Source organism: Lysinibacillus sp. 38-6, assembly GCF_046245175.1.
GTDB lineage: Bacteria > Bacillota > Bacilli > Bacillales_A > Planococcaceae > Lysinibacillus.
The window spans coordinates 1,067,416-1,087,012 of the sequence record NZ_CP176417.1; the positions used below are offsets into that span (position 1 = coordinate 1,067,416).

The 19,597-nt window shown below is 38.1% G+C and carries 18 protein-coding genes and 1 riboswitch; of the genes, 10 read left to right on the plus strand and 8 right to left on the minus strand.

What is annotated here, in order from left to right:
* Positions 1-64: 64 nt before the first annotated feature.
* Both ACKVEV_RS05550 and plsY read right to left on the minus strand, forming a co-directional pair.
* Positions 65-355 (minus strand): HesB/YadR/YfhF family protein, encoded by a 291-nt coding sequence (locus ACKVEV_RS05550; RefSeq protein WP_409369416.1) that lies wholly within the window; start codon positions 353-355, stop codon positions 65-67.
* Between the two features lie 18 nt (positions 356-373).
* The gene (plsY, locus tag ACKVEV_RS05555; protein WP_409369417.1) at positions 374-976 is read right to left on the minus strand and encodes a glycerol-3-phosphate 1-O-acyltransferase PlsY; all 603 of its coding nucleotides are present in this window, start codon (positions 974-976) and stop codon (positions 374-376) included.
* Between the two features lie 616 nt (positions 977-1,592).
* Here plsY and parE point away from each other — a divergent pair.
* From parE to ACKVEV_RS05600, 9 genes are all read left to right on the plus strand, one after another.
* Positions 1,593-3,569, plus strand: a complete 1,977-nt coding sequence (gene parE / locus ACKVEV_RS05560) for a DNA topoisomerase IV subunit B (RefSeq protein WP_409369418.1) — start codon at positions 1,593-1,595, stop codon at positions 3,567-3,569.
* Positions 3,566-5,995, plus strand: a complete 2,430-nt coding sequence (parC, locus tag ACKVEV_RS05565; protein WP_409369419.1) for a DNA topoisomerase IV subunit A — start codon at positions 3,566-3,568, stop codon at positions 5,993-5,995. The genes parE and parC overlap by 4 nt, the downstream gene beginning before the upstream one ends.
* A 293-nt stretch (positions 5,996-6,288) precedes the next feature.
* Complete coding sequence (locus ACKVEV_RS05570; RefSeq protein WP_409369420.1) at positions 6,289-7,215, plus strand: alpha/beta hydrolase fold domain-containing protein; 927 nt, start codon at positions 6,289-6,291, stop codon at positions 7,213-7,215.
* Positions 7,216-7,233: 18 nt separating this feature from the next.
* Positions 7,234-7,842, plus strand: a complete 609-nt coding sequence (locus tag ACKVEV_RS05575) for a hypothetical protein (RefSeq protein WP_409369421.1) — start codon at positions 7,234-7,236, stop codon at positions 7,840-7,842.
* 116 nt (positions 7,843-7,958) lie between these two features.
* Positions 7,959-8,070: riboswitch (TPP riboswitch) on the plus strand.
* Positions 8,071-8,261: 191 nt separating this feature from the next.
* Positions 8,262-9,257: an ABC transporter substrate-binding protein gene (locus ACKVEV_RS05580; RefSeq protein WP_409369422.1), complete on the plus strand. Its 996-nt coding sequence runs from the start codon at positions 8,262-8,264 to the stop codon at positions 9,255-9,257.
* Positions 9,258-9,551, plus strand: a complete 294-nt coding sequence (locus ACKVEV_RS05585; protein ID WP_409369423.1) for an MTH1187 family thiamine-binding protein — start codon at positions 9,258-9,260, stop codon at positions 9,549-9,551.
* On the plus strand, positions 9,548-10,321 hold the full coding sequence (locus ACKVEV_RS05590; RefSeq protein WP_409369424.1) for an ABC transporter permease: 774 nt from the start codon (positions 9,548-9,550) through the stop codon (positions 10,319-10,321). The genes ACKVEV_RS05585 and ACKVEV_RS05590 overlap by 4 nt, the downstream gene beginning before the upstream one ends.
* Positions 10,296-11,045, plus strand: coding sequence for an ABC transporter ATP-binding protein (locus ACKVEV_RS05595; RefSeq protein WP_409369425.1), 750 nt, complete (start codon positions 10,296-10,298; stop codon positions 11,043-11,045). Before ACKVEV_RS05590 ends, ACKVEV_RS05595 begins: the two co-directional genes overlap by 26 nt.
* Positions 11,035-11,784 carry a TatD family hydrolase gene (locus ACKVEV_RS05600; RefSeq protein ID WP_409369426.1) on the plus strand — a complete coding sequence of 250 codons (750 nt, stop codon included), beginning with the start codon at positions 11,035-11,037 and terminating at the stop codon, positions 11,782-11,784. The genes ACKVEV_RS05595 and ACKVEV_RS05600 overlap by 11 nt, the downstream gene beginning before the upstream one ends.
* Positions 11,785-11,802: 18 nt before the next feature.
* Here ACKVEV_RS05600 and ACKVEV_RS05605 read toward each other — a convergent pair whose 3' ends face one another.
* The 5 genes from ACKVEV_RS05605 to ACKVEV_RS05625 form a co-directional block, all read right to left on the minus strand.
* Complete coding sequence (locus ACKVEV_RS05605) at positions 11,803-11,991, minus strand: hypothetical protein (RefSeq protein WP_409369427.1); 189 nt, start codon at positions 11,989-11,991, stop codon at positions 11,803-11,805.
* A 96-nt stretch (positions 11,992-12,087) separates the two neighbouring features.
* Positions 12,088-13,632, minus strand: coding sequence for a cation acetate symporter (locus ACKVEV_RS05610; protein ID WP_409369428.1), 1,545 nt, complete (start codon positions 13,630-13,632; stop codon positions 12,088-12,090).
* A complete protein-coding gene (locus ACKVEV_RS05615; protein ID WP_402922559.1) occupies positions 13,629-13,967 on the minus strand; it encodes a DUF485 domain-containing protein in 339 nt (112 codons plus the stop codon). Before ACKVEV_RS05615 ends, ACKVEV_RS05610 begins: the two co-directional genes overlap by 4 nt.
* A gap of 460 nt (positions 13,968-14,427) precedes the next feature.
* Entirely contained in the window at positions 14,428-15,981 is a 1,554-nt protein-coding gene (locus tag ACKVEV_RS05620) for a cation acetate symporter (protein WP_409369429.1), read from the minus strand.
* Complete coding sequence (locus tag ACKVEV_RS05625; protein ID WP_409369430.1) at positions 15,982-16,317, minus strand: DUF485 domain-containing protein; 336 nt, start codon at positions 16,315-16,317, stop codon at positions 15,982-15,984. It lies immediately after the preceding gene.
* Between the two features lie 587 nt (positions 16,318-16,904).
* Between ACKVEV_RS05625 and ACKVEV_RS05630 the strand changes: the two genes are divergently transcribed.
* Complete coding sequence (locus ACKVEV_RS05630; protein ID WP_409369431.1) at positions 16,905-17,477, plus strand: SCO family protein; 573 nt, start codon at positions 16,905-16,907, stop codon at positions 17,475-17,477.
* Between the two features lie 308 nt (positions 17,478-17,785).
* Here the strand turns inward: ACKVEV_RS05630 and ACKVEV_RS05635 are convergent, their stop codons facing one another.
* Positions 17,786-19,348 carry a glycoside hydrolase family 10 protein gene (locus ACKVEV_RS05635; RefSeq protein WP_409369432.1) on the minus strand — a complete coding sequence of 521 codons (1,563 nt, stop codon included), beginning with the start codon at positions 19,346-19,348 and terminating at the stop codon, positions 17,786-17,788.
* Between the last annotated feature and the right edge of the window lie 249 nt (positions 19,349-19,597).

Sequence of the window (19,597 nt, forward strand, 5' to 3'; positions counted from 1 at the left end):
ACCAACTTGTTACAACAAAAGAAAAACAGTGTTTCCTTTCATTTTGTCGAAAGGAAACACTGCATTATTTTACATAATCATATTTTAATTCGTAAAGTTGAACATCAACGTCAACGTGTAAGTTATAATCGTTAAAAAACCATAAATCTTTCTGTTCGATATAATACGTTACACCATCTGCTTCAGTATGAACGCCCATTTCGAGCGGCTCTTCGCGTGTCATGCCAAGAGAAAAGCCTTCATGCAAAGGGCTCGACCCACCATAACGGGCATAAAAGCGAATAGTATCACCTGTTTCGACTTCCATTTCATTTTTAAACCATTGAAGCGCTTCGTCTGTAAGTGTGATATTCATGCGCAAACTCCTTTCATGTTATAGCCATTTCACTTTAGGTTCCGTGCCGTTTTTAATGCGAGTAATATTTGCGCGGTGACGATAAACAATAAAGATAAATAAACATGCTACTAATATAGCTAAAGCGAAATCGCCAGTCACAAAAAAGTAGATTATTGAATAAATTAGTGCTACTAGTGCAGCAATCATCGATGTAAGGCTAACAATTTTCGTAAGCTTTAACGTAACGATAAAGGCGATGAATAGTAAGACGAATAGTGGCCAAGAATAGCCTAATAAGACACCAGCTGAAGTGGCAACAGCTTTTCCGCCACGGAAACTGGCAAAGATAGGGAACATGTGACCAATTACTGCCACTAGCCCTAAAATAAGTCCGTGGATTGTGGTATCAGAAAAGACCGGTAATGTCACTAACAGCACAGCAGCTGTTCCTTTTAAAATGTCCATTACTGTCACAACTAAACCTGCTGTTTTCCCTAAAGTTCGAAAAGTATTGGTGGCTCCTAAATTGCCGCTTCCGTGCTCACGAATATCTGTTTTGTAAAATATTTTACCAATCCATAACCCGGAAGGTATAGAGCCGATAAGATAGGCACATAAAATAATAAGTCCGTTTAACATAGGTGGACTCCTTTCATCCAAATAATATCACTTGGTACTAATAGTTTGTATCAAGTATTTTACACTTTTTCTCTTTAATCTACAATGGCATGAAGGAGATTTCATCATGGGCCTTGAATTCAATACAAAAGGAAAATTTTACTTCATGATTTCAAAAGTACGGGCTAATAATAGCTTATGATAGGTTAATCGGTACTAGTATAGCATCTATACCAAAACGCTTTCTTAAAATATAGGTAAAATGGCAATTTTGTCAATCACACGTTCCTTTGGTAGAATAGAAGTCTATCTTTAATTTCTATGTGAAACGATAAACAATCATCATTCAACAGAAAACGCCTACCAATCACGTTGTGGTATGCTGATTATTAGTGTTTTGTCGGCGTCTATTGCTGGCTGAATGGAGATAGAGCTTCGACGCTTTTCATAAATGATATTGGTAGTCATAAGACAATCATCTTGTAGATGTTTACAGGATTGACAACCTTTATTGATAAAAGGACGTCGAGATATGAAAAAATATATAAATCTGTCACTAGCTATTGACAGGAAATGCTATTATTATTAGGATGAGAACGTAATCAGAACATGCGTTTGTTTTTTGGAGGGGAATCTTTTGGCGAATAAACAGTCACCTAGCGTCTATAATGATGACGCCATTCAAGTATTAGAAGGATTAGAAGCGGTGCGAAAGCGACCCGGCATGTATATCGGTTCCACAGATGGCAGAGGACTTCATCACCTTGTATATGAAATCGTAGATAATGCGGTAGATGAAGCACTAGCTGGCTTTGGTTCTCATATCATTGTCACGATTCATAAAGATCAAAGCTTAAGCGTTCGAGACTTTGGACGTGGAATGCCAACAGGTATGCATAAAATGGGCAAACCTACCCCTGAAATTATTTTTACTGTCTTACATGCAGGTGGTAAATTTGGACAAGGCGGCTATAAAACGAGTGGTGGCTTACACGGTGTTGGTTCTTCGGTTGTCAATGCTTTATCAACATTTTTAGAAGTTACAATACATCGTGACGGAAAAAAATATAAGCAGCGATTCGAAAATGGCGGACACCCTGTGACGACACTTGAAGAAATTGGTCAAACAAAACAAACGGGCACACTTGTCCATTTCCTACCAGATGACACAATCTTCTCAGTTACAAAATTTAATTATGATACGCTAGCAGAACGCTTACGTGAGTCTGCGTTTTTATTAAAGGGATTAAAAATTGAGTTAATCGATCAACGCGAGGAAGGCAAAGGTGATGTTTTCTTTTATGAAAACGGCATTGAAGCTTTCGTTGCGTATTTGAATGAGGAAAAAGATGTCCTTCATCCGGTGAAATATGTGGAGGGTGAGCAAGATGATATCGAGGTTGAATTTGCCTTCCAATTCAATGACGGCTATTCAGAAACGATTTTATCGTTTGTTAACAATGTCCGTACGCGTGATGGTGGTACGCATGAAACCGGTGCAAAAGCTGCCTTGACACGTGTGTTCAATGAATATGCACGTAAAATCGGTTTACTAAAAGAGAAAGATAAAAATCTCGAAGGGACAGATATTCGTGAAGGATTAGCGGCGATTGTCTCTGTGCGTATTCCTGAACATTTACTACAGTTTGAAGGTCAAACGAAAGGCAAGCTTGGTACGAGTGAAGCGCGGTCAGCCGTAGATAGCGTAGTTTCCGAGCAAATTTTATATGTGTTAGAAGAGAACGCGGAGCTATCCGCTTCACTTGTTCGTAAAGCCATTCGTGCACAACAAGTACGGGAAGCGGCACGAAAAGCGCGTGAGGATGCTCGAAATGGTAAGAAAAATAAAAAAGGGAGTACGATCCTTTCAGGAAAGCTAACACCTGCGCAATCACGAAATGCGGCGAAAAATGAGCTCTATTTAGTCGAAGGTGATTCTGCCGGCGGTTCAGCTAAACAAGGCCGAGATCGTACATTCCAAGCTATTTTACCGTTGCGTGGTAAAGTGATTAATACCGAAAAAGCAAAGCTCCAAGATATTATGAAAAACGAAGAAATTTCTACGATTATACATGCTATTGGTGCTGGTGTTGGAGCGGATTTCTCAGTAGAAGATTCTGCATACGATAAAGTCGTTATTATGACCGATGCGGATACAGATGGCGCTCATATTCAGGTGCTGTTATTAACGTTCTTCTATCGTTATATGCGTCCGTTAATTGAGGCGGGTAAAGTATTTATCGCATTACCACCACTGTACAAAGTTTCAAGAGGTACTGGTAAAAAAGAGGTTATTGAGTATGCTTGGACCGAAAACGACTTACAAAAAGCCATTAAAAAGGTTGGAAAAGGCTACATGCTGCAACGCTATAAAGGTCTTGGTGAGATGAATGCGGATCAATTATGGGATACAACGATGAACCCTGACACACGTACGTTAATTCGTGTAACAATTGAAGATGGTGCACGTGCGGAGCGTCGTGTGACGACGTTAATGGGCGATAAAGTAGAACCACGCCGTAAATGGATCGAAGCAAATGTAAACTTCGGTATGGAGGATGATTCCAATATTTTAGAAAATGAATTCATCCAACAAGAGGAGGACCAAGCATGAGTAGTACGGAAAAGTTTCAAGATTTACCTTTAGAAGAAGTAATGGGTGACCGTTTTGGTCGCTATAGTAAATATATCATTCAAGACCGCGCATTACCTGATGCGCGCGATGGCCTTAAACCTGTACAACGTCGTATTTTATTTGCGATGTACACAGAAGGCAATACAAACGATAAACCGTTCCGTAAATCGGCTAAAACAGTCGGGAACGTTATTGGTAACTATCATCCGCATGGCGATAGTTCGGTATATGAAGCGATGGTGCGTATGAGTCAAGATTGGAAAGCGCGCCATATGCTGATTGAAATGCATGGTAATAACGGCTCTGTTGATGGTGACCCACCAGCGGCGATGCGTTATACAGAGGCAAGATTGTCAGCCATTGCTGCGGAAATGTTACGTGATATCGGCAAAAAAACAGTGGAGTTTGTGCCTAACTTTGATGATCAGGATATGGAGCCGACTGTTTTACCGGCTCGCTTCCCGAATTTACTTGTGAATGGCTCGACAGGAATATCTGCTGGATATGCTACCGATATTCCACCACACGCGCTTGATGAGGTGTTAGATGCTGTTTTAATGCGTTTAGAGCAACCGAATGCTACGGTAGATGACCTTATGACAGTGATTAAAGGCCCTGACTTTCCAACAGGTGGTATTATCCAAGGGGTAGATGGCATTAAAAAGGCTTATGAAACTGGGCGTGGCAAAATTATTGTCCGCGCGCAGGCAGCCATTGAACCATTAAAAGGTGGAAAAGAGCAAATCGTTATTACGGAATTACCGTATGATGTAAACAAAGCGAATCTTGTCAAGAAAATTGATGAGCAACGTGTCGATAAACGACTGGAAGGCATTGCTGAAATTCGCGATGAATCGGACCGTACAGGATTACGTGTTGTAATCGAGTTAAAAAAAGACATACCTGGACAAGGCATTTTAAATTACTTATTCAAAACTACGGATTTACAAGTAGCCTATAACTTTAATATGATTGCGATTCATAATCGTCGTCCTACGATGATGACGTTGCCACTACTACTTGATGCTTACATAGCCCATCAAAAGGAAGTGGTGACAAACCGTTCGATTTATGATTTACAGAGAGCAAAAGACCGTTCACATATTGTCGATGGTTTAATCAAAGCCCTTTCCATTTTAGATGAAGTGATTGCGACGATTCGCTCATCGAATGATAAACGCGATGCGAAAATGAACTTACAAGAAAAGTATGACTTTACGGAAGTGCAATCAGAAGCAATTGTTAGTTTACAATTATACCGTTTAACAAATACAGATATTACAGAACTGCGTCATGAACAAGACGAATTAAATGCATTGATTGCAAAGTTAGAAGGTATTTTGCATAGTGAGGCGAAGCTAGTTCGTGTGATTAAACAAGAATTACTCGACATAAAAAAACGTTTTTCTGAACCTCGTCGTTCGAAAATCGAACAAGAAATTGAAGAAATTAAAATTACGTTAGATGTGCTCGTTCCAAGTGAAGAAGTGGTAGTGACAGTGACAAAAGACGGGTATATTAAACGAACATCTACACGTTCTCATGCAGCGTCCAATGGGCAAGATATTGCCATGAAAGATTCGGATTATTTATTGTATGAGGCAACGCTAAATACCCAGCATCATCTATTGCTGTTCACAAATCGTGGTAATTATATTTATCAGCCTGTTCATGAGTTGCCGGATATTCGTTGGAAAGACCTTGGTCAGCATATTTCAAGTATTGTACCAACTGGTGAAGACGAAACGATACTTGCTGTTTATGGTTTTGATTCGTTTGAGCAGGCAAACACCTATATTTTAACAGCTACTAAAGAAGGGCAAATTAAACGTTCGCCACTTGCCGATTATGCTGTGACTCGTTATTCAAAACCGATTAAGACGATGAATGTCAAAGCTGGTGATGAAATGATCATGGCGGACATTGTATCAGACGAAGCAGAATTATTATTAATTACCGATACGGCCTACGCAATTCGCTTCCCAATTGAAGAGCTTCCTGTCACGGGTGTGAAAACAGGTGGTGTCAAAGGTATTACATTGAAAGATGGAGAAGCGCTCGTTGGTGTGACGATTTTAAACCCAGCAGAAACGGAATATGTTGTAATTGTTACACAGCGTGGAGCTGTGAAAAAGATGAATGTGGCTGAAGTCGATGTGGCTAGTCGCGCAAAACGTGGTTTAAAAGTGTTAACGGAATTAAAAGCCAATCCACATCGTATTGTGGCGGTTGTACAAGCTAGTGATGATGAACAAGTAATCGTCGAAACAGAAAAAGGCGTACAAGAAATAATCGATGTCAAAGGATTGACTCGTGCCGATCGCCATTCGAATGGCTCCTTTAAAGTCGATATTGCGACTGATGGTGCGATTTCACATGTAGTCAAAATGAAAAAAGAAGAATAATCAAATTTTTTGCCCATGTTCTTATAAAGAATATGGGCTTTTTTCTTGTTATTTAAGGCATTTTCACTAAAGTAAAAACTCAAACTGGCTAATTATGTTAAAATTGAGTAGGGCTAGGGGAGAAACGAACGGTAATCATTGCATGGCAAAGTGCAAGCTCAAGCTACTTGTTCTACTAGCTACTTTAGTGAATCAATTTTCAACAGTTGACCATAGCAATAATAGAGCTATGTCATATCATTTCGTACTATGCAATAGGATGGACAATAAAGTTAAAAGGGGAGAATTGAAAAATGAGTGTCGCAATTTATCATGGCAAGCGTTCTGAAGAAAGTGTCCAATTTGAAAAATGGATTTCTGCTCAAGGTAATAAAAAGAGTTTTTCTAGTATTGAAAACGCCAAAAGCTTTCTTCAGCAACGCGGAACTGAAAATACTAAGCCTTATGTAATAGAAGAGGAAGTAGCATTATCAAGTGATATCCAAGAGCGGTCATTCGAGGGCATGCAGGTCTTCACGTTAAATGATCAAATGTCCTCGAAACAAAAAGTGATTCTCTATATACATGGGGGTGCTTGGACGAGCCAACCTTTGGATTTGCACTGGATGTTTATGAATAACATGGCACAATCTTTAGATGCGAAAATTATTGCGCCTATTTATCCAAAAGTACCCCATTTTAACTATAAAGATACTTATCCGAAAATCCTCAACCTATATAAAGAAATGCTTGGAACGGTAGAAAGCGCCAATCAAGTAACCATTATGGGCGATTCTTCTGGCGGAAATATCGCGCTTGGACTGGCCCAACTTGTAAAGTTAGAAGACCTGCCTCAACCGAAAGATATTATTGTATTATCTGCATGTGTAGATATGAGTTTGAGCAATCCCCTTTTACCTGAATATGATGAAAAGGATCCGCTCTTAGCGCGTGAAGGAATGGAAGTCATTACAAAGCTATGGGCAGCGGATAAAAGTTTATCGGACCCATTAATGAGTCCAATTTACGGTGACTTTCAAGGAATTGCAAAGATTACTCATTTTATTGGTACACATGAAGCGCTATATCCCGATGCTATGTTATTTGATGAAAAACTGACGGAACAAGGAATGGCTATAAATACCTTTGTTTACCCGAAAATGCTTCATGTATTTGTTGTGATGCCCATTCCTGAAGCTTTAGATGCGCACCAAAAAATTATTCATATCATTCATAACTAAGGTAAGGTCGATTCTAGGGTGTTATGTTTAAAAATAGTAGCACCAGATAATTATAGGGAAATTGAGATGATGTTTGTGAAAAAGGCAATGATATTTCTAGTTTTCATTTTTATGCTAGTATCTTTTCCTTCAATAACAAGTGCTTGTTCATGTGCCGATTTACCAAGTGTAGAAGATGAATTCGAACGTTCAAAAGCCGTATTTAGCGGGAAAGTTATGGATATAAAAGAGAAAAGAAGTTTAACAGGATATACAACGAATGCCGTTCTCTTTGAAGTAACGAATACTTGGAAAGGTGTTGAACAATCACAAATCATCCTTACCACTGGTCAAGGCGATGGGGATTGCGGCTACCCTTTTATAAAAGGACAAGAATATTTGGTTTATGCTGACGATTCCAATATGTACGGGGCAACATCGCTTGCATCAGGCATTTGTGATCGTACGGATGTATTGAGTACTACTCAGGAGGATTTAGAGATACTTGGAGCAGGACAGCCACCTATTGAAGAAATTAATTTAAGTAGTCAATTTAATAGAAATCCACTATATATTTGGGCAACTTCGGCAGTAGTCATTGCCATAGTTGTGTTTTTCATAGTCAATAAAAGAAAAAAGGCGGAATAGATGGAGTATAGGTGATAACTAAATCCTATTTTTATTGCTTAGGAAAGCTAAGGAAAATTACTAGCTTGTCTTTTTATGATAGATATGGGTATAATATTCTTCGAAAAGTTCATAAGTTAAGAATGTAGGGGGGCTGGAAGTTGCCAGCTGAGATTGCATCCGTTTAGATGCTGACCCTTTGAACCTGATTTGGCTCGTACCAGCGTAGGGAACATCTACTCAAAAATAATCGTACACTATTTTTTGATACCGTTTGCAAACGTCTGGGATAATTCCTAGGCGTTTTTTTGTTTAGATGGGTATTTGCCCATAACTACCGATAACGCGACGAAACACGTGTGCAAAAGCGCTGACAATACGTTTCCTACTGGTCATTCAAGCATGAACACTTTCAAACTACTATATTTGGAGGAGACAGCATGAAAAAATGGTTATTCGTTGTTGTAGCTGCACTATTAACATTAGTTGGTTGTAGCGAAAAAGCGGACAAAGAGGAAACGAATTCAGTAAAAAAGGTATCGGTCGTCCTAGACTGGACGCCTAATACAAATCATACAGGGCTGTACGTTGCGCAAAAGCTCGGCTATTTTAAGGAGCAAGGCTTAGACGTAGACATTATTTTACCTGGGGAAGCGGGTGCTGATCAGCTTATTGCGTCAGGCAAAGCTCAATTTGGCGTAAGCTATCAGGAAGGTATTACCCAAGCACGTGTACAAGATGTGCCGCTTGTATCGATTGCAGCCATTATTCAACATAATACGTCTGGCTTTGCATCGCTTGCTTCAAAAGGCATTACGTCTCCAAAAGACTATGAAGGGAAAACATACGGAGGCTGGGGTGCTCCATTAGAGCAAGCTGTTTTACAATCCCTTATGCAAACCGAAAATGCGGATGTTAGTCAATTAGATATTGTGAATGCAGGGGATTTAGACTTTTTCACAATGATGCAAAAAGATATTGATTTTGCTTGGATTTATTATGCTTGGACAGGGATTGAGGCAGAACTTCGTGGGGAAACATTAAATATGCAGTATTTAACGGACTATAGTGAGCAACTTGATTATTATACACCTGTCCTTGCAACAAACGAAAAAATGATTAAAGATAATCCCGAAGTCGTCAAGGCATTTGTTGCAGCTTCTGCGAAAGGTTATGCCTATGCAATCGAGCATCCTAGTGAAGCGGCTGATATCTTACTGGAAGCGGTACCTGATTTAGATAAAGCACTTGTGCATAAAAGTCAGGAATGGTTAGCAAGTAAATACCAAGATGATGCAGCGCAATGGGGCGAACAAAAATTATCCGTTTGGGAAAACTATGCGGACTGGATGACAAAGAACAACGTCTTAGAAGGCGAATTCCATGCGGAGCAAGCGTTTACCAATGATTTTTTACCAGCGAAAGGAGCAAAATAAATGGCAAATTCATTAATCAGTGTACAAATTATACCAAAAACCGAAAAATATGAGGATGTTATTCCATTTGTGGATGCGGCAATAGCGGTAATCGATGCTTCAGGGGTCCATTATGAAGTGCATCCTCTTGAAACGACAATGGAAGGTGAATTGTCTACTTTGTTGCACATCATTGAAGAGATGAATAAAAAAATGATTGATTTAGGTGCCATCAATGTGATTACACAAGTGAAAATTTTATATCAACCAGCAGGCATTACGATGGGCACGTTGACGGAGAAATATCGCGGATGAAGCAAGTCGTTCTGAAAGGAAGGTCGATGATTTTTATCGCCTTCCTGTTATTCATATGGGAGCTTATCATCCGTGTGGCAGATATTCCGCAATGGCTTTTGCCTGCGCCAAGTGCCATTGTCGTTGAAGGTATCCACGCTTATCAAACGTTTCTTCCGCATGCTATCGCCACGATTCAGCTTGCGTTACTTGGACTAACGATTGGCATACTGTGTGGCTTAAGTGTTGCGGTGTTGTTACATCGCTCAGCTACGTTGCGAGCATTTGTTTATCCCATTTTAATTGTGTCGCAAAATGTGCCTGTGCTCGTTTTAGCGCCATTATTAATTATTTGGTTTGGCTTTGGGCTGTTACCAAAGCTGATTATTATTTGCCTCGTGTGCTTTTTCCCTATCGTCATTGCAGCGATGGATGGCTTTCGCCAAACGTCACCTGAGCTGAAGCATTATTTTGCGATGATAGGCGCGTCGAAACGACAAACCTTTTGGAAGTTAGAATGGCCGTTTGCGTACCCATCTATATTTTCTGGCATTAAAATTGCGGCGACGTATAGTGTGATGGGAGCCGTTATCGCGGAATGGCTTGGTGCTAAAAAGGGAATCGGTGTCTATATGACCCTAGCCCAATCATCATTTCGCACAGACCGTGTATTCGTGGCCATTTTTACGATTGTCTTGTTAAGTTTAGTGTTATTTAGTGGTATACGTTTATTAGAGAAGCTGATAGTAAAGGGGCGAGGATCACATGCTGAACATTCAAGACATATCTAAATCGTTTGGTTCACTTGAAGTTGTTCACAATTTATCTTTTACGGTAAAGGAAGGCGAATTTGTCGCCATCATTGGTCCCTCCGGTAGTGGGAAAAGCACGCTTTTTCAATTAATTGGCGGTATTACGCCTGTAGATTCTGGGGCTATTTTGTTAAATGGAGAAGATATTCAGCAAAAATCAGGCACTATTGGCTATATGCCACAACAACCTTGCTTATTACCATGGCGCACCATTTTAGAAAATGTCATGATTGTGGAAGAATTGCAACATCGACCAAATAGAGAGCTAGCTAAAACTTGGTTAGAGAAGGTAGGCCTTGCTTCTTTTGCGAATGCATATCCTCATGCTTTATCAGGGGGAATGCAGCAACGTGTATCATTTCTGCGCGCCATCGTTAGTGAGAAGCCGATTTTATGCTTAGATGAACCATTTTCAGCGCTGGATGAGTTTACTAGATTAGAAATGCAAGCATGGCTGTTATCCATATGGGAAGAACATAAAAAATCGATTCTGTTTGTAACACATAGTATTGAAGAAGCGCTATTTCTAGCAGACCGCATTATCGTCTTAACGAAACGTCCAGCTACGATGAAAGAAGAAATCATTGTGCCGTTTTCCCGACCTCGATCTGAGGAAATTCGTCATAGCGCACAATTTACGCAATTAAAAAAACAACTGTTCCATTATCTTAAAGAAGAAAAGGACGATAGCTATGTTGATTGATGCACATATTCATTTAGATCAGTATAGGGAAGAGGAAGTACCTAACATTCTTAAAGAAGCGCAACTTGTCATTGCGGTGAGTACGGATTTGCAATCGTGTAAGAAAACGTTGACGTTATCGCAAACATTTCCGAACGTGAAAGCGACGTTTGGCTTTCATCCTGAGCAATCGTTGCCTAGTGACCGGGACAAACAAGCGTTATTTCATTGGATACGGCTTCATGCACAGGAAATGATTGCGATTGGTGAGGTTGGCTTACCTTATTATCGAAAACAAGCGCAAGATTTGGATGAGCGCCCTTATATTGAACTGTTAGATCAATTTATTCAGTTAGCAAAAGAGCTTCATAAACCGATTGTTTTACATGCTGTCTATGAAGACGCGCTTATCGCTTGTGATTTGCTTGAACGACATGGTGTCACAAGAGCGCATTTTCATTGGTTTAAAGGAAGTGAAGAGGCGATTGTGCGCATGATACATAATGGCTATTTTATTTCGATTACGCCTGATTGTGTGTATGAAGCGGAGATTCAAGCGCTAATAAAAAGATATCCATTGGAACTAATGATGGTTGAAACGGATGGACCTTGGCCTTTTGAAGGGCCATTTGAAAAGGCTCGTACTTCGCCGTATATGATGGCGAAAACGATCGATGTCATATCGTCGCTAAAAGAGATGACAGTACAAGAAGCGGCAAAGATAGTGACGCGAAACACAGAACGATTTTATGATTTATAAAGACAAAAACAGCCACAGTTAGAGTGTATAATCGTCTCCATGTGGCTGTTTCCTATGTTTTGTTCTATTATGCTCTAATGTTGCTCGCTTTGTTTTTGTTACGCGTTCATGCGTACTAAATGGGGCAGTTTGACGTTTTTTCTCAACATCCTTACCTTGCGTCCGTTTTAAATGCATGCGTTTCTTTTTAGCTTTCGATAATGCCATCTTCATCCCTCCATATCATATTACCAATATATTACCGAAAAAGGTGAGAAAAGTAAAACCTCGTAAGCTATTAGCCTACGAGGTTTTGTCGTCCTATTAGTGAGATACGTCCTGTACAGAAATACCAGTGTTTGCTTTTACATCAACTTCACGATATTTCGCTTCATCAGATTCTTTAGAAAGTAATGTTCCGATGAATCCACCTAAGAAACCAAGTGGGACAGAGATTATTGCTGGATTCGTTAACATAATTAACGGAGTACCAACGAAGATTGCTTTTCCTTCAACTGGATTCCAAACGTTTGGAGAAACAGCAACAAGTATTAAAGCAGAAATTAAACCTGTTAACATCGCCGTTACCGCACCAGCTGTATTAAAGCGTTTCCAATAAATTGTGTAAATAATTACTGGTAAGTTTGAAGATCCTGCAATACAGAATGCTAGTGATACTAAGAATGCTACGTTTAATGTTTGTGCACCAAGAGCAAGAAGGATAGACACAACAGCAATCGTGATTGAACCGATACGAGCTGCAAGAACTTGTTCTTTCTCTGTCACTTTACCTTTTTTAATAATTTGACCATAAATATCATGTGATAGGGCAGATGCACCAGAAAGTACAAGACCTGCAACTACCGCTAAGATTGTTGCGAATGCTACCGCACATACGAATGAGAATAGAATGTCGCCACCAAGTGCTTCCGCTAGAAGTGGGGCAGCCATATTACCAGCAGCGTTAGCTGCAATAATGTTTTCTTTCCCAACGAATGCAGCTGCACCGAAACCTAGGAAAATTGTTAACACATAGAAAATACCTACAATCCAAGTAGCCCAGATTACTGAAGAACGGGCTGTTTTAGCGTCTTTTACTGTGAAGAAACGCATTAAAATATGTGGAAGACCCGCAGTACCTAATACAAGTGCAATTAACACTGAAATTGTATCAAGACCATCAGTGTACTTAAGTCCTGGATTTAAGTATGCTGCACCGCTATCAGTAGCAGTCGACATTTCCGTGAACATTGTAGAAATACTGAAGCCAAACTCTTTTAATACTAAGAACGAAATAATAACCGTACCTAACATTAATAAACAAGCTTTAATAATTTGAACCCAAGAAGTTGCAGTCATACCACCGAATAACACGTAAGTTGTCATCATAACACCAACGATTAATACTGCAACCCAGTAGTCGATCCCTAGAAGTAATTGAATAAGTGCGCCTGCACCAACAAGTTGTGCAATCATGTAGAATAAAACAATTGTAATCGTACTTAAAGCTGCTGTACCACGAACTTTAGAATTGTTAAAACGTGCTGTAATCATGTCAGCTAATGTGAATTTACCAAGGTTACGTAATGGCTCAGCTACGATATAAAGAACCACTAAATATGCTACTAAATATCCGATAGAGAAGAAGAATCCATCAAATCCGAATAATGCTACTGCACCAGCGATACCTAGGAAAGAAGCAGCCGATAAGTAGTCACCAGCAATAGCTAGTCCATTTTGCCAGCCTGTTAAACCTCCACCTGCAGTGTAAAAGTCAGTCGCAGAAGAAGTACGTTTAGATGCCCACCACGTAATAACTAATGTAAGACCAACAATTGCTACGAAGAAGAATATTGCTATTGCGCTCATAGGCGGCCACCTCCGTTTTCATATTCAGCGATAATTGCTTTTGCTTCTTTGTCAAAGCTATTAGCTTTGGCAACATACAGGTGACATAAGCACCAAGTCATAATGAATAATCCTGCTGCGTAAATCCATACCCAAGTAACTTCCCCAAAAGCTTTTTGGTGTAGGATTGTTGTGTAAGATGTAAGAATCGGAAGCAACATGTAAGCTGCTAAAAAAAATGCAGTGATTGACCAAAGAAAGGCATTCTTTCTTTTGACAAGTGCTTTGAACGATTCTTGTTTAGCAATTGCATCATAATCAATTACAATGCTTTTGCTTGCTTGATTGTTCGCCATAAACATTCCCCATTTTGTGTTTATTTTTACTGCTTAAATACTGAATTTTGCTACTTTAGTGAATTCACATCTTAATTTTATGAGACAGTTCACAAAATTGCAATACATTTCAGAAAAATTATGGAAAAAAAATTTCCGCAAAAATAGTCTTTAAACAGAAAATACATGACAAAGCCTAGAAATTAAAGGGTTTTGGAATATTCAGATAAATCAACAAAACAAGGATATCACTAGCTTCTTGACAAAAATAGGGATGTAATAACCGAGAAAAAATACGTTTTTTCCAGAAAAAATAAACACCATTTATCTAGTGGAAAATGGATAATTTCTTATTTTTGGAAATGAAATAGTATTGTTCAATAAGTAAAATGTTTGCATTTTAAACGTAAAAAATAGAAAAAACCCGACCGAAGTCGAGTCTTTTTCTTAATAATTGATAAGTCTTTACGATATAAATCTATTAATGAGAAATATCGGATACCGATACGCCTGTATTGGCTTTAACACGAATCTCTTTATAAATACGATCCGCTTCTGCTTGAGACACTTTGCTAGCAGAAAGAACTGAACCTAAGTAACCTGCAATAAAGCCTAACGGGATTGTAATAATGGCAGGAACCGCCAATGGCACTAATGGCTCACCAACAAAGATAGCAGCCCCTTCAATTGGACTCCAAACGTTCGGCCCCATTGCGCCTAATATTAAGCAAGAGACTAAACCGGTTACCATCGCCGTTACTGCACCAGTTGAATTGAACTTTTTCCAATAAATTGTGTATAAAATAACTGGTAGGTTGGCTGAAGCACCAATACAGAATGCAAACGATACTAAGAATGAAACATTTAAGCTTTGCGCAAACAACGCAAGAATAATAGAAATAATGGCAATTGAAATGGAGCCTGTACGTGCTGCAACAACTTGCTGTTTCTCCGTTAATTTACCGTTTTTCATAATCTCACCGTAAATATCGTGAGAAATAGCAGAAGCACCAGTTAATACTAAGCCCGAAACAACCGCTAATATCGTTGCAAAAGCAACGGCGCAGATAAATGACATTAATACATCGCCACCTAGGAATTCAGCTAAAAGTGGGGCAGCAGTATTACCAGCTTTACTTTCTGCGATGATTTTATCAAGACCTACAAAGTGCATAGCACCGAAACCTAAAAAAATTGTTAATGAAAAGAAAATAGCTGTAATCCAAGTAGTCCAAGAAATAGAAGCACGAGCTGTTTTAGCATCTTTAACTGTAAAGAAGCGCATTAAAATATGGGGTAAACCTGATGTACCTAAGACAAGTGCCATCATCATCGACACCGAGTCAATCGAGCTTGAGTACTTCATACCTGGTACTAAAAATTTGTCACCATGATCGGCAGAAATTGTATCAAACATTTTTACTAAGGAGAAATCAAATTTCATAAGTACAAGTGTAGCTAATAGGCCTGTCCCAAATAATAACAGTCCAGCTTTAATAATTTGAACCCAAGAAGTGGCTGTCATCCCACCAAACAATACATATGTAGTCATCATGACCCCTACAATTAACACCGCAACCCAGTACTCAATACCAAATAATAATTTAATCAGTGCTCCGGCACCGACTAACTGGGCGATCATATACAGAATAACGATAATAATTGTTCCCGTTGCAGCTACACCACGAATACGCTTTTCATTAAAGCGAGCTGTTAACATATCAGCTAACGTATAGCGACCGAGATTACGCATAGGTTCTGCAATAACATATAGTAAAACTAAGTTTGCAACAACATAGCCTACAGAGAAGAAGAAACCATCGAAACCAGTTAAAGCAATCGCGCCGGAAACACCTAAAAATGCCGCTGCCGATAGATAATCGCCAGCAATCGCAAAACCATTTTGCCATCCTTTTAAACCACCGCCAGCAGTATAGAAATCACTTGCAGAAGATGTCCGTTTCGCTGCTATATACGTCACGACTAATGTTAAACCTACGATTCCTAAGAAGAAACCTATTGATACTAAATTCATTTATTTTCCACCTTTCGCTTGGTATTCTGCAAGAACTGCTGCTGCAGCTTTATCGAATGAAGCTGCTTTTTTTACATATACTGTACAAAGAACAATGGTCATGATAAACAGTCCAGCAGAATAAATCCAAACGCCCGTAATACTACCAACAATTTTTTGTTGTAGTACAGGTTGGAAAGCTAGGATTGGAAGTAAGATATAAAGACATAAAAACACTGCGGTAATCGAGAACAGGAAGGTATTCTTCTTTTTTACGAAAATGTTGAACGATTCCATAGCTTCAATTGCATTATAGTCAACTGATTGCACGTTTTTGTCCTCAGTAACGTTAGCCATTATTATTCCCCCTAAAGTTATATTTTTCTGTTTTAAGCGACATATTTCTTTTTGAATAGTCGCTATATTCACCTATTTTATGAGGACGGTTCCTATAATGCAATACTAAAATTTAAGTTTTTTAAATTTTTAGTAAAATTAAGTTAGTCAAAATAACATAGAAATAATAAGGATTTAGTAGAAATTTTTCGTTTAAAAGAGAACGCATTTTATTTTTGAAATAGTATTTATATAATAGTATATTGCTAATAAAATTGAATGTAGGAGAAATAATGAGTATGAAAGAGAAAATTAGCACTTTTATTATTTTCCAATAAATTACTAACAGTATGCAAATAACTAGATTTAGTTGTTATACAACAACTTGGGAAATAGTCGTTTTTAGTAAGAAAATGCTCGAAAAATTTTTTGAAATATTTCGAGTGAAAAGGATTTTTAAATTCCATAAACATACAAATGAAGGGCCGATAACTAAAAGAGGAAATCATTCGAGCTCATTATCTTGTATTTGCTTTCTATAATTTATACAATTAAAAATGATGAATAATTGGAGGGAAGTGTAGATTTTGGTTGGGAAGAATAAAATAATGCTAATTGGGTTACTAGTATTAAGCAGTATTTTGGCAGCATGCGGCAGTTATAAATTTGAACCTGAAATGAGTATTGATGTAGAAGATTTTTCATTTACAAATCAAAACAATGAACAAGTAAGTTTAGAAAGCTTAAAGGGCAAGCCTTGGTTAGCTATGTTTATTTTTACAAATTGTAATTCGATTTGTCCGCCGATGACATTTAATATGGCTGATGTACAAAAGTCATTAAAGGATGAAGGTGTTAATGATTATCAAATCGTAGCATTTAGTGTAGATCCTGAAGTAGATGCACCAGATGTCTTAAAAAATTATTTAACAACATATTCAGTTGTCGATGATAGCAAATGGCAGTTACTAACAGGTTATAAGCAGCAGTATATTGAGCAATTTGCTAGAAAATCATTTAATTCATTAGTGAAAAACGATCCAAATTCCGATCAAGTTGTACATATGGGAAGCTTTTATTTAGTGAATGCTGATGGCGTTGTAGTAAAAGATTATGACGGCGCATCAAATGTACCAGTAGAAACAATCGTAGCAGATATAAAAGCTTTAACAAAAAAATAATGAATGATACTAACAATAAACTCAGATAATCGTATGACTATCTGAGTTTATTTCTTTGTTTCGTCTCACTATCATAAGTATACTTTTTAATGAAACATAACTTCCTATAATTTATATTATGTAAACTAAAATTATTTAGCGCGGAGGGAGGGCTTTGTACGTCAACACCCCACAAGGACACAAAGTTTTCAGTTTAATATGTTCAGCTGTTTACTAAACGTCCCAGGAATACTTATAAGTTCCTGGGACGTTTAGTGTTATTGGGTTTGATGGATTTTTGTGTTTTGGATCAGCTGTTGGCTCTATTGCTACTGATAAGGAATTCCGTCTTTTAGAACAAAAGCAGTTTTACTTTCCACACCTGTTGCAGATATAGACTTTATACCATATGTGTATATTTTATTCTTATTTGCCTTCGTATCTACATAAATCGTATTACCTTGTGTGTTATAAACCACGTCCACTATATTTTTAACGTCTTCATATGATCCTTCTTTTGTTCCATCAAATCGATATATTACATATTTCCTTGGTTGAGTACTATTTTCATCTGTAATAGTAAGCTTCATGCCGAAAGACTCTTTACTCAATTTAACATCAGTTGGACGTAAAGGTATTGCAGAGTCTTTCCAATAAATTGAAGGTGTTAAAGCTTTATAATTGTATAGTTGCTGATTTAGATAAGAAGCATGTCCAAGAGCGTTATTGTTAATACTTCTTAGAGAAAAATGCATTTGTCCTTGAGCATTATTATTTGCTCTGTTGGCGTTTACTTGGCTGATAAGTTCCGTCTTATTATTCCACGCAGTATCAGAATCATTTCCAACTTTATGATTGGCCATGCCAATATATAGATTAACAGGATGGACTTTTGCGTACGTTTGAACTTCTCTTCCCCACCAATCTAATAAAACCGAGTAATTTGCTGCTTTATGATTTCTAGACCAATAGATTTGAGGCGCAATATAATCGATACTACCATCTTTAATCCACTGTCTTGTATCAGCATAAAGATCATCGTAGTTACTCATTCCATTCGTGTTACTACCAGTAGAATCTTGCTTTTTGTTTCGCCAAATTCCAAACGGAGATATTCCGTATTGAACATGTGGTTTAATTGCCTTAATGCTTGCATAAATCTTTTTTACTAATTGATTAACATTATTTCTGCGCCAGTCTTCAATATTATTGAATGAGCCACCATACTTTTTAAAAGTTTGTTGATCTTGAAAAGTCTCTCCTTTTATTTTATAAGGATAGAAGTAATCATCCATATGTACAGCGTCGATATCATAGTTGCTAACTAATTCTTCTATGGTTGATAATAAGTAATTTTGAACTTCTGGCAAACCAGGATCTAAATAGTATTGTTTACCGTATTTCACTACCCAATTAGAATTTTTACGGGCTACATTATCGGCAGCAAGATTAGACAAAGTTTGCGATGGCATCGTGACCCTATATGGGTTTACCCAAGCATGAAGTTCTAATCCTCGCTTATGTGCTTCGTCCAGCATTATTTGCAATGGATCAAAACCCGGATTGGTCCCTTGTGTCTTGCCTGTTATATACGATGACCATGGAGCAAGCTTAGACGGGTACAGTGCATCATTTAATGGCCTAACTTGAAAAATAACTGTATTAAAGTTATCAGCTTTTAATTTGTCTAAGGTACTTTGAACCCATTGCGTATATTGGGTTATACTCATACCTGCCTTCATATCAATATTAGAAACTGTTGCAATCCAGGCTGCACGCATTTCATTTTGAGGTAGTGAATTAGCTGTAGCCTTTTGATTTGTAAAACCAGGGATAAGTAAAAGTAAAACAATAAAAGTTACTATGCACTTTCCAAAAAAATTTTTAAACATAAATTGAAATCTCTCCTTTTAATTCTCAGCTATTCAAATCTAGCTGTTACTATAACCTAAGTAAGTACCGTTTCAGCCTATTCTATAAAAGTAGGAAATTTTGTCGGCAGGACCCCCTATTGGTAATTTTAATTGTTTGCGAAGCTCGTTGGAAAATTTTATTCTGTTTCTTCACTCACTATATAATACCATAAATATCCAACCATTCTCCCTTTACTGGTAATTTCTATTTCCAATCATTTGCTCAAT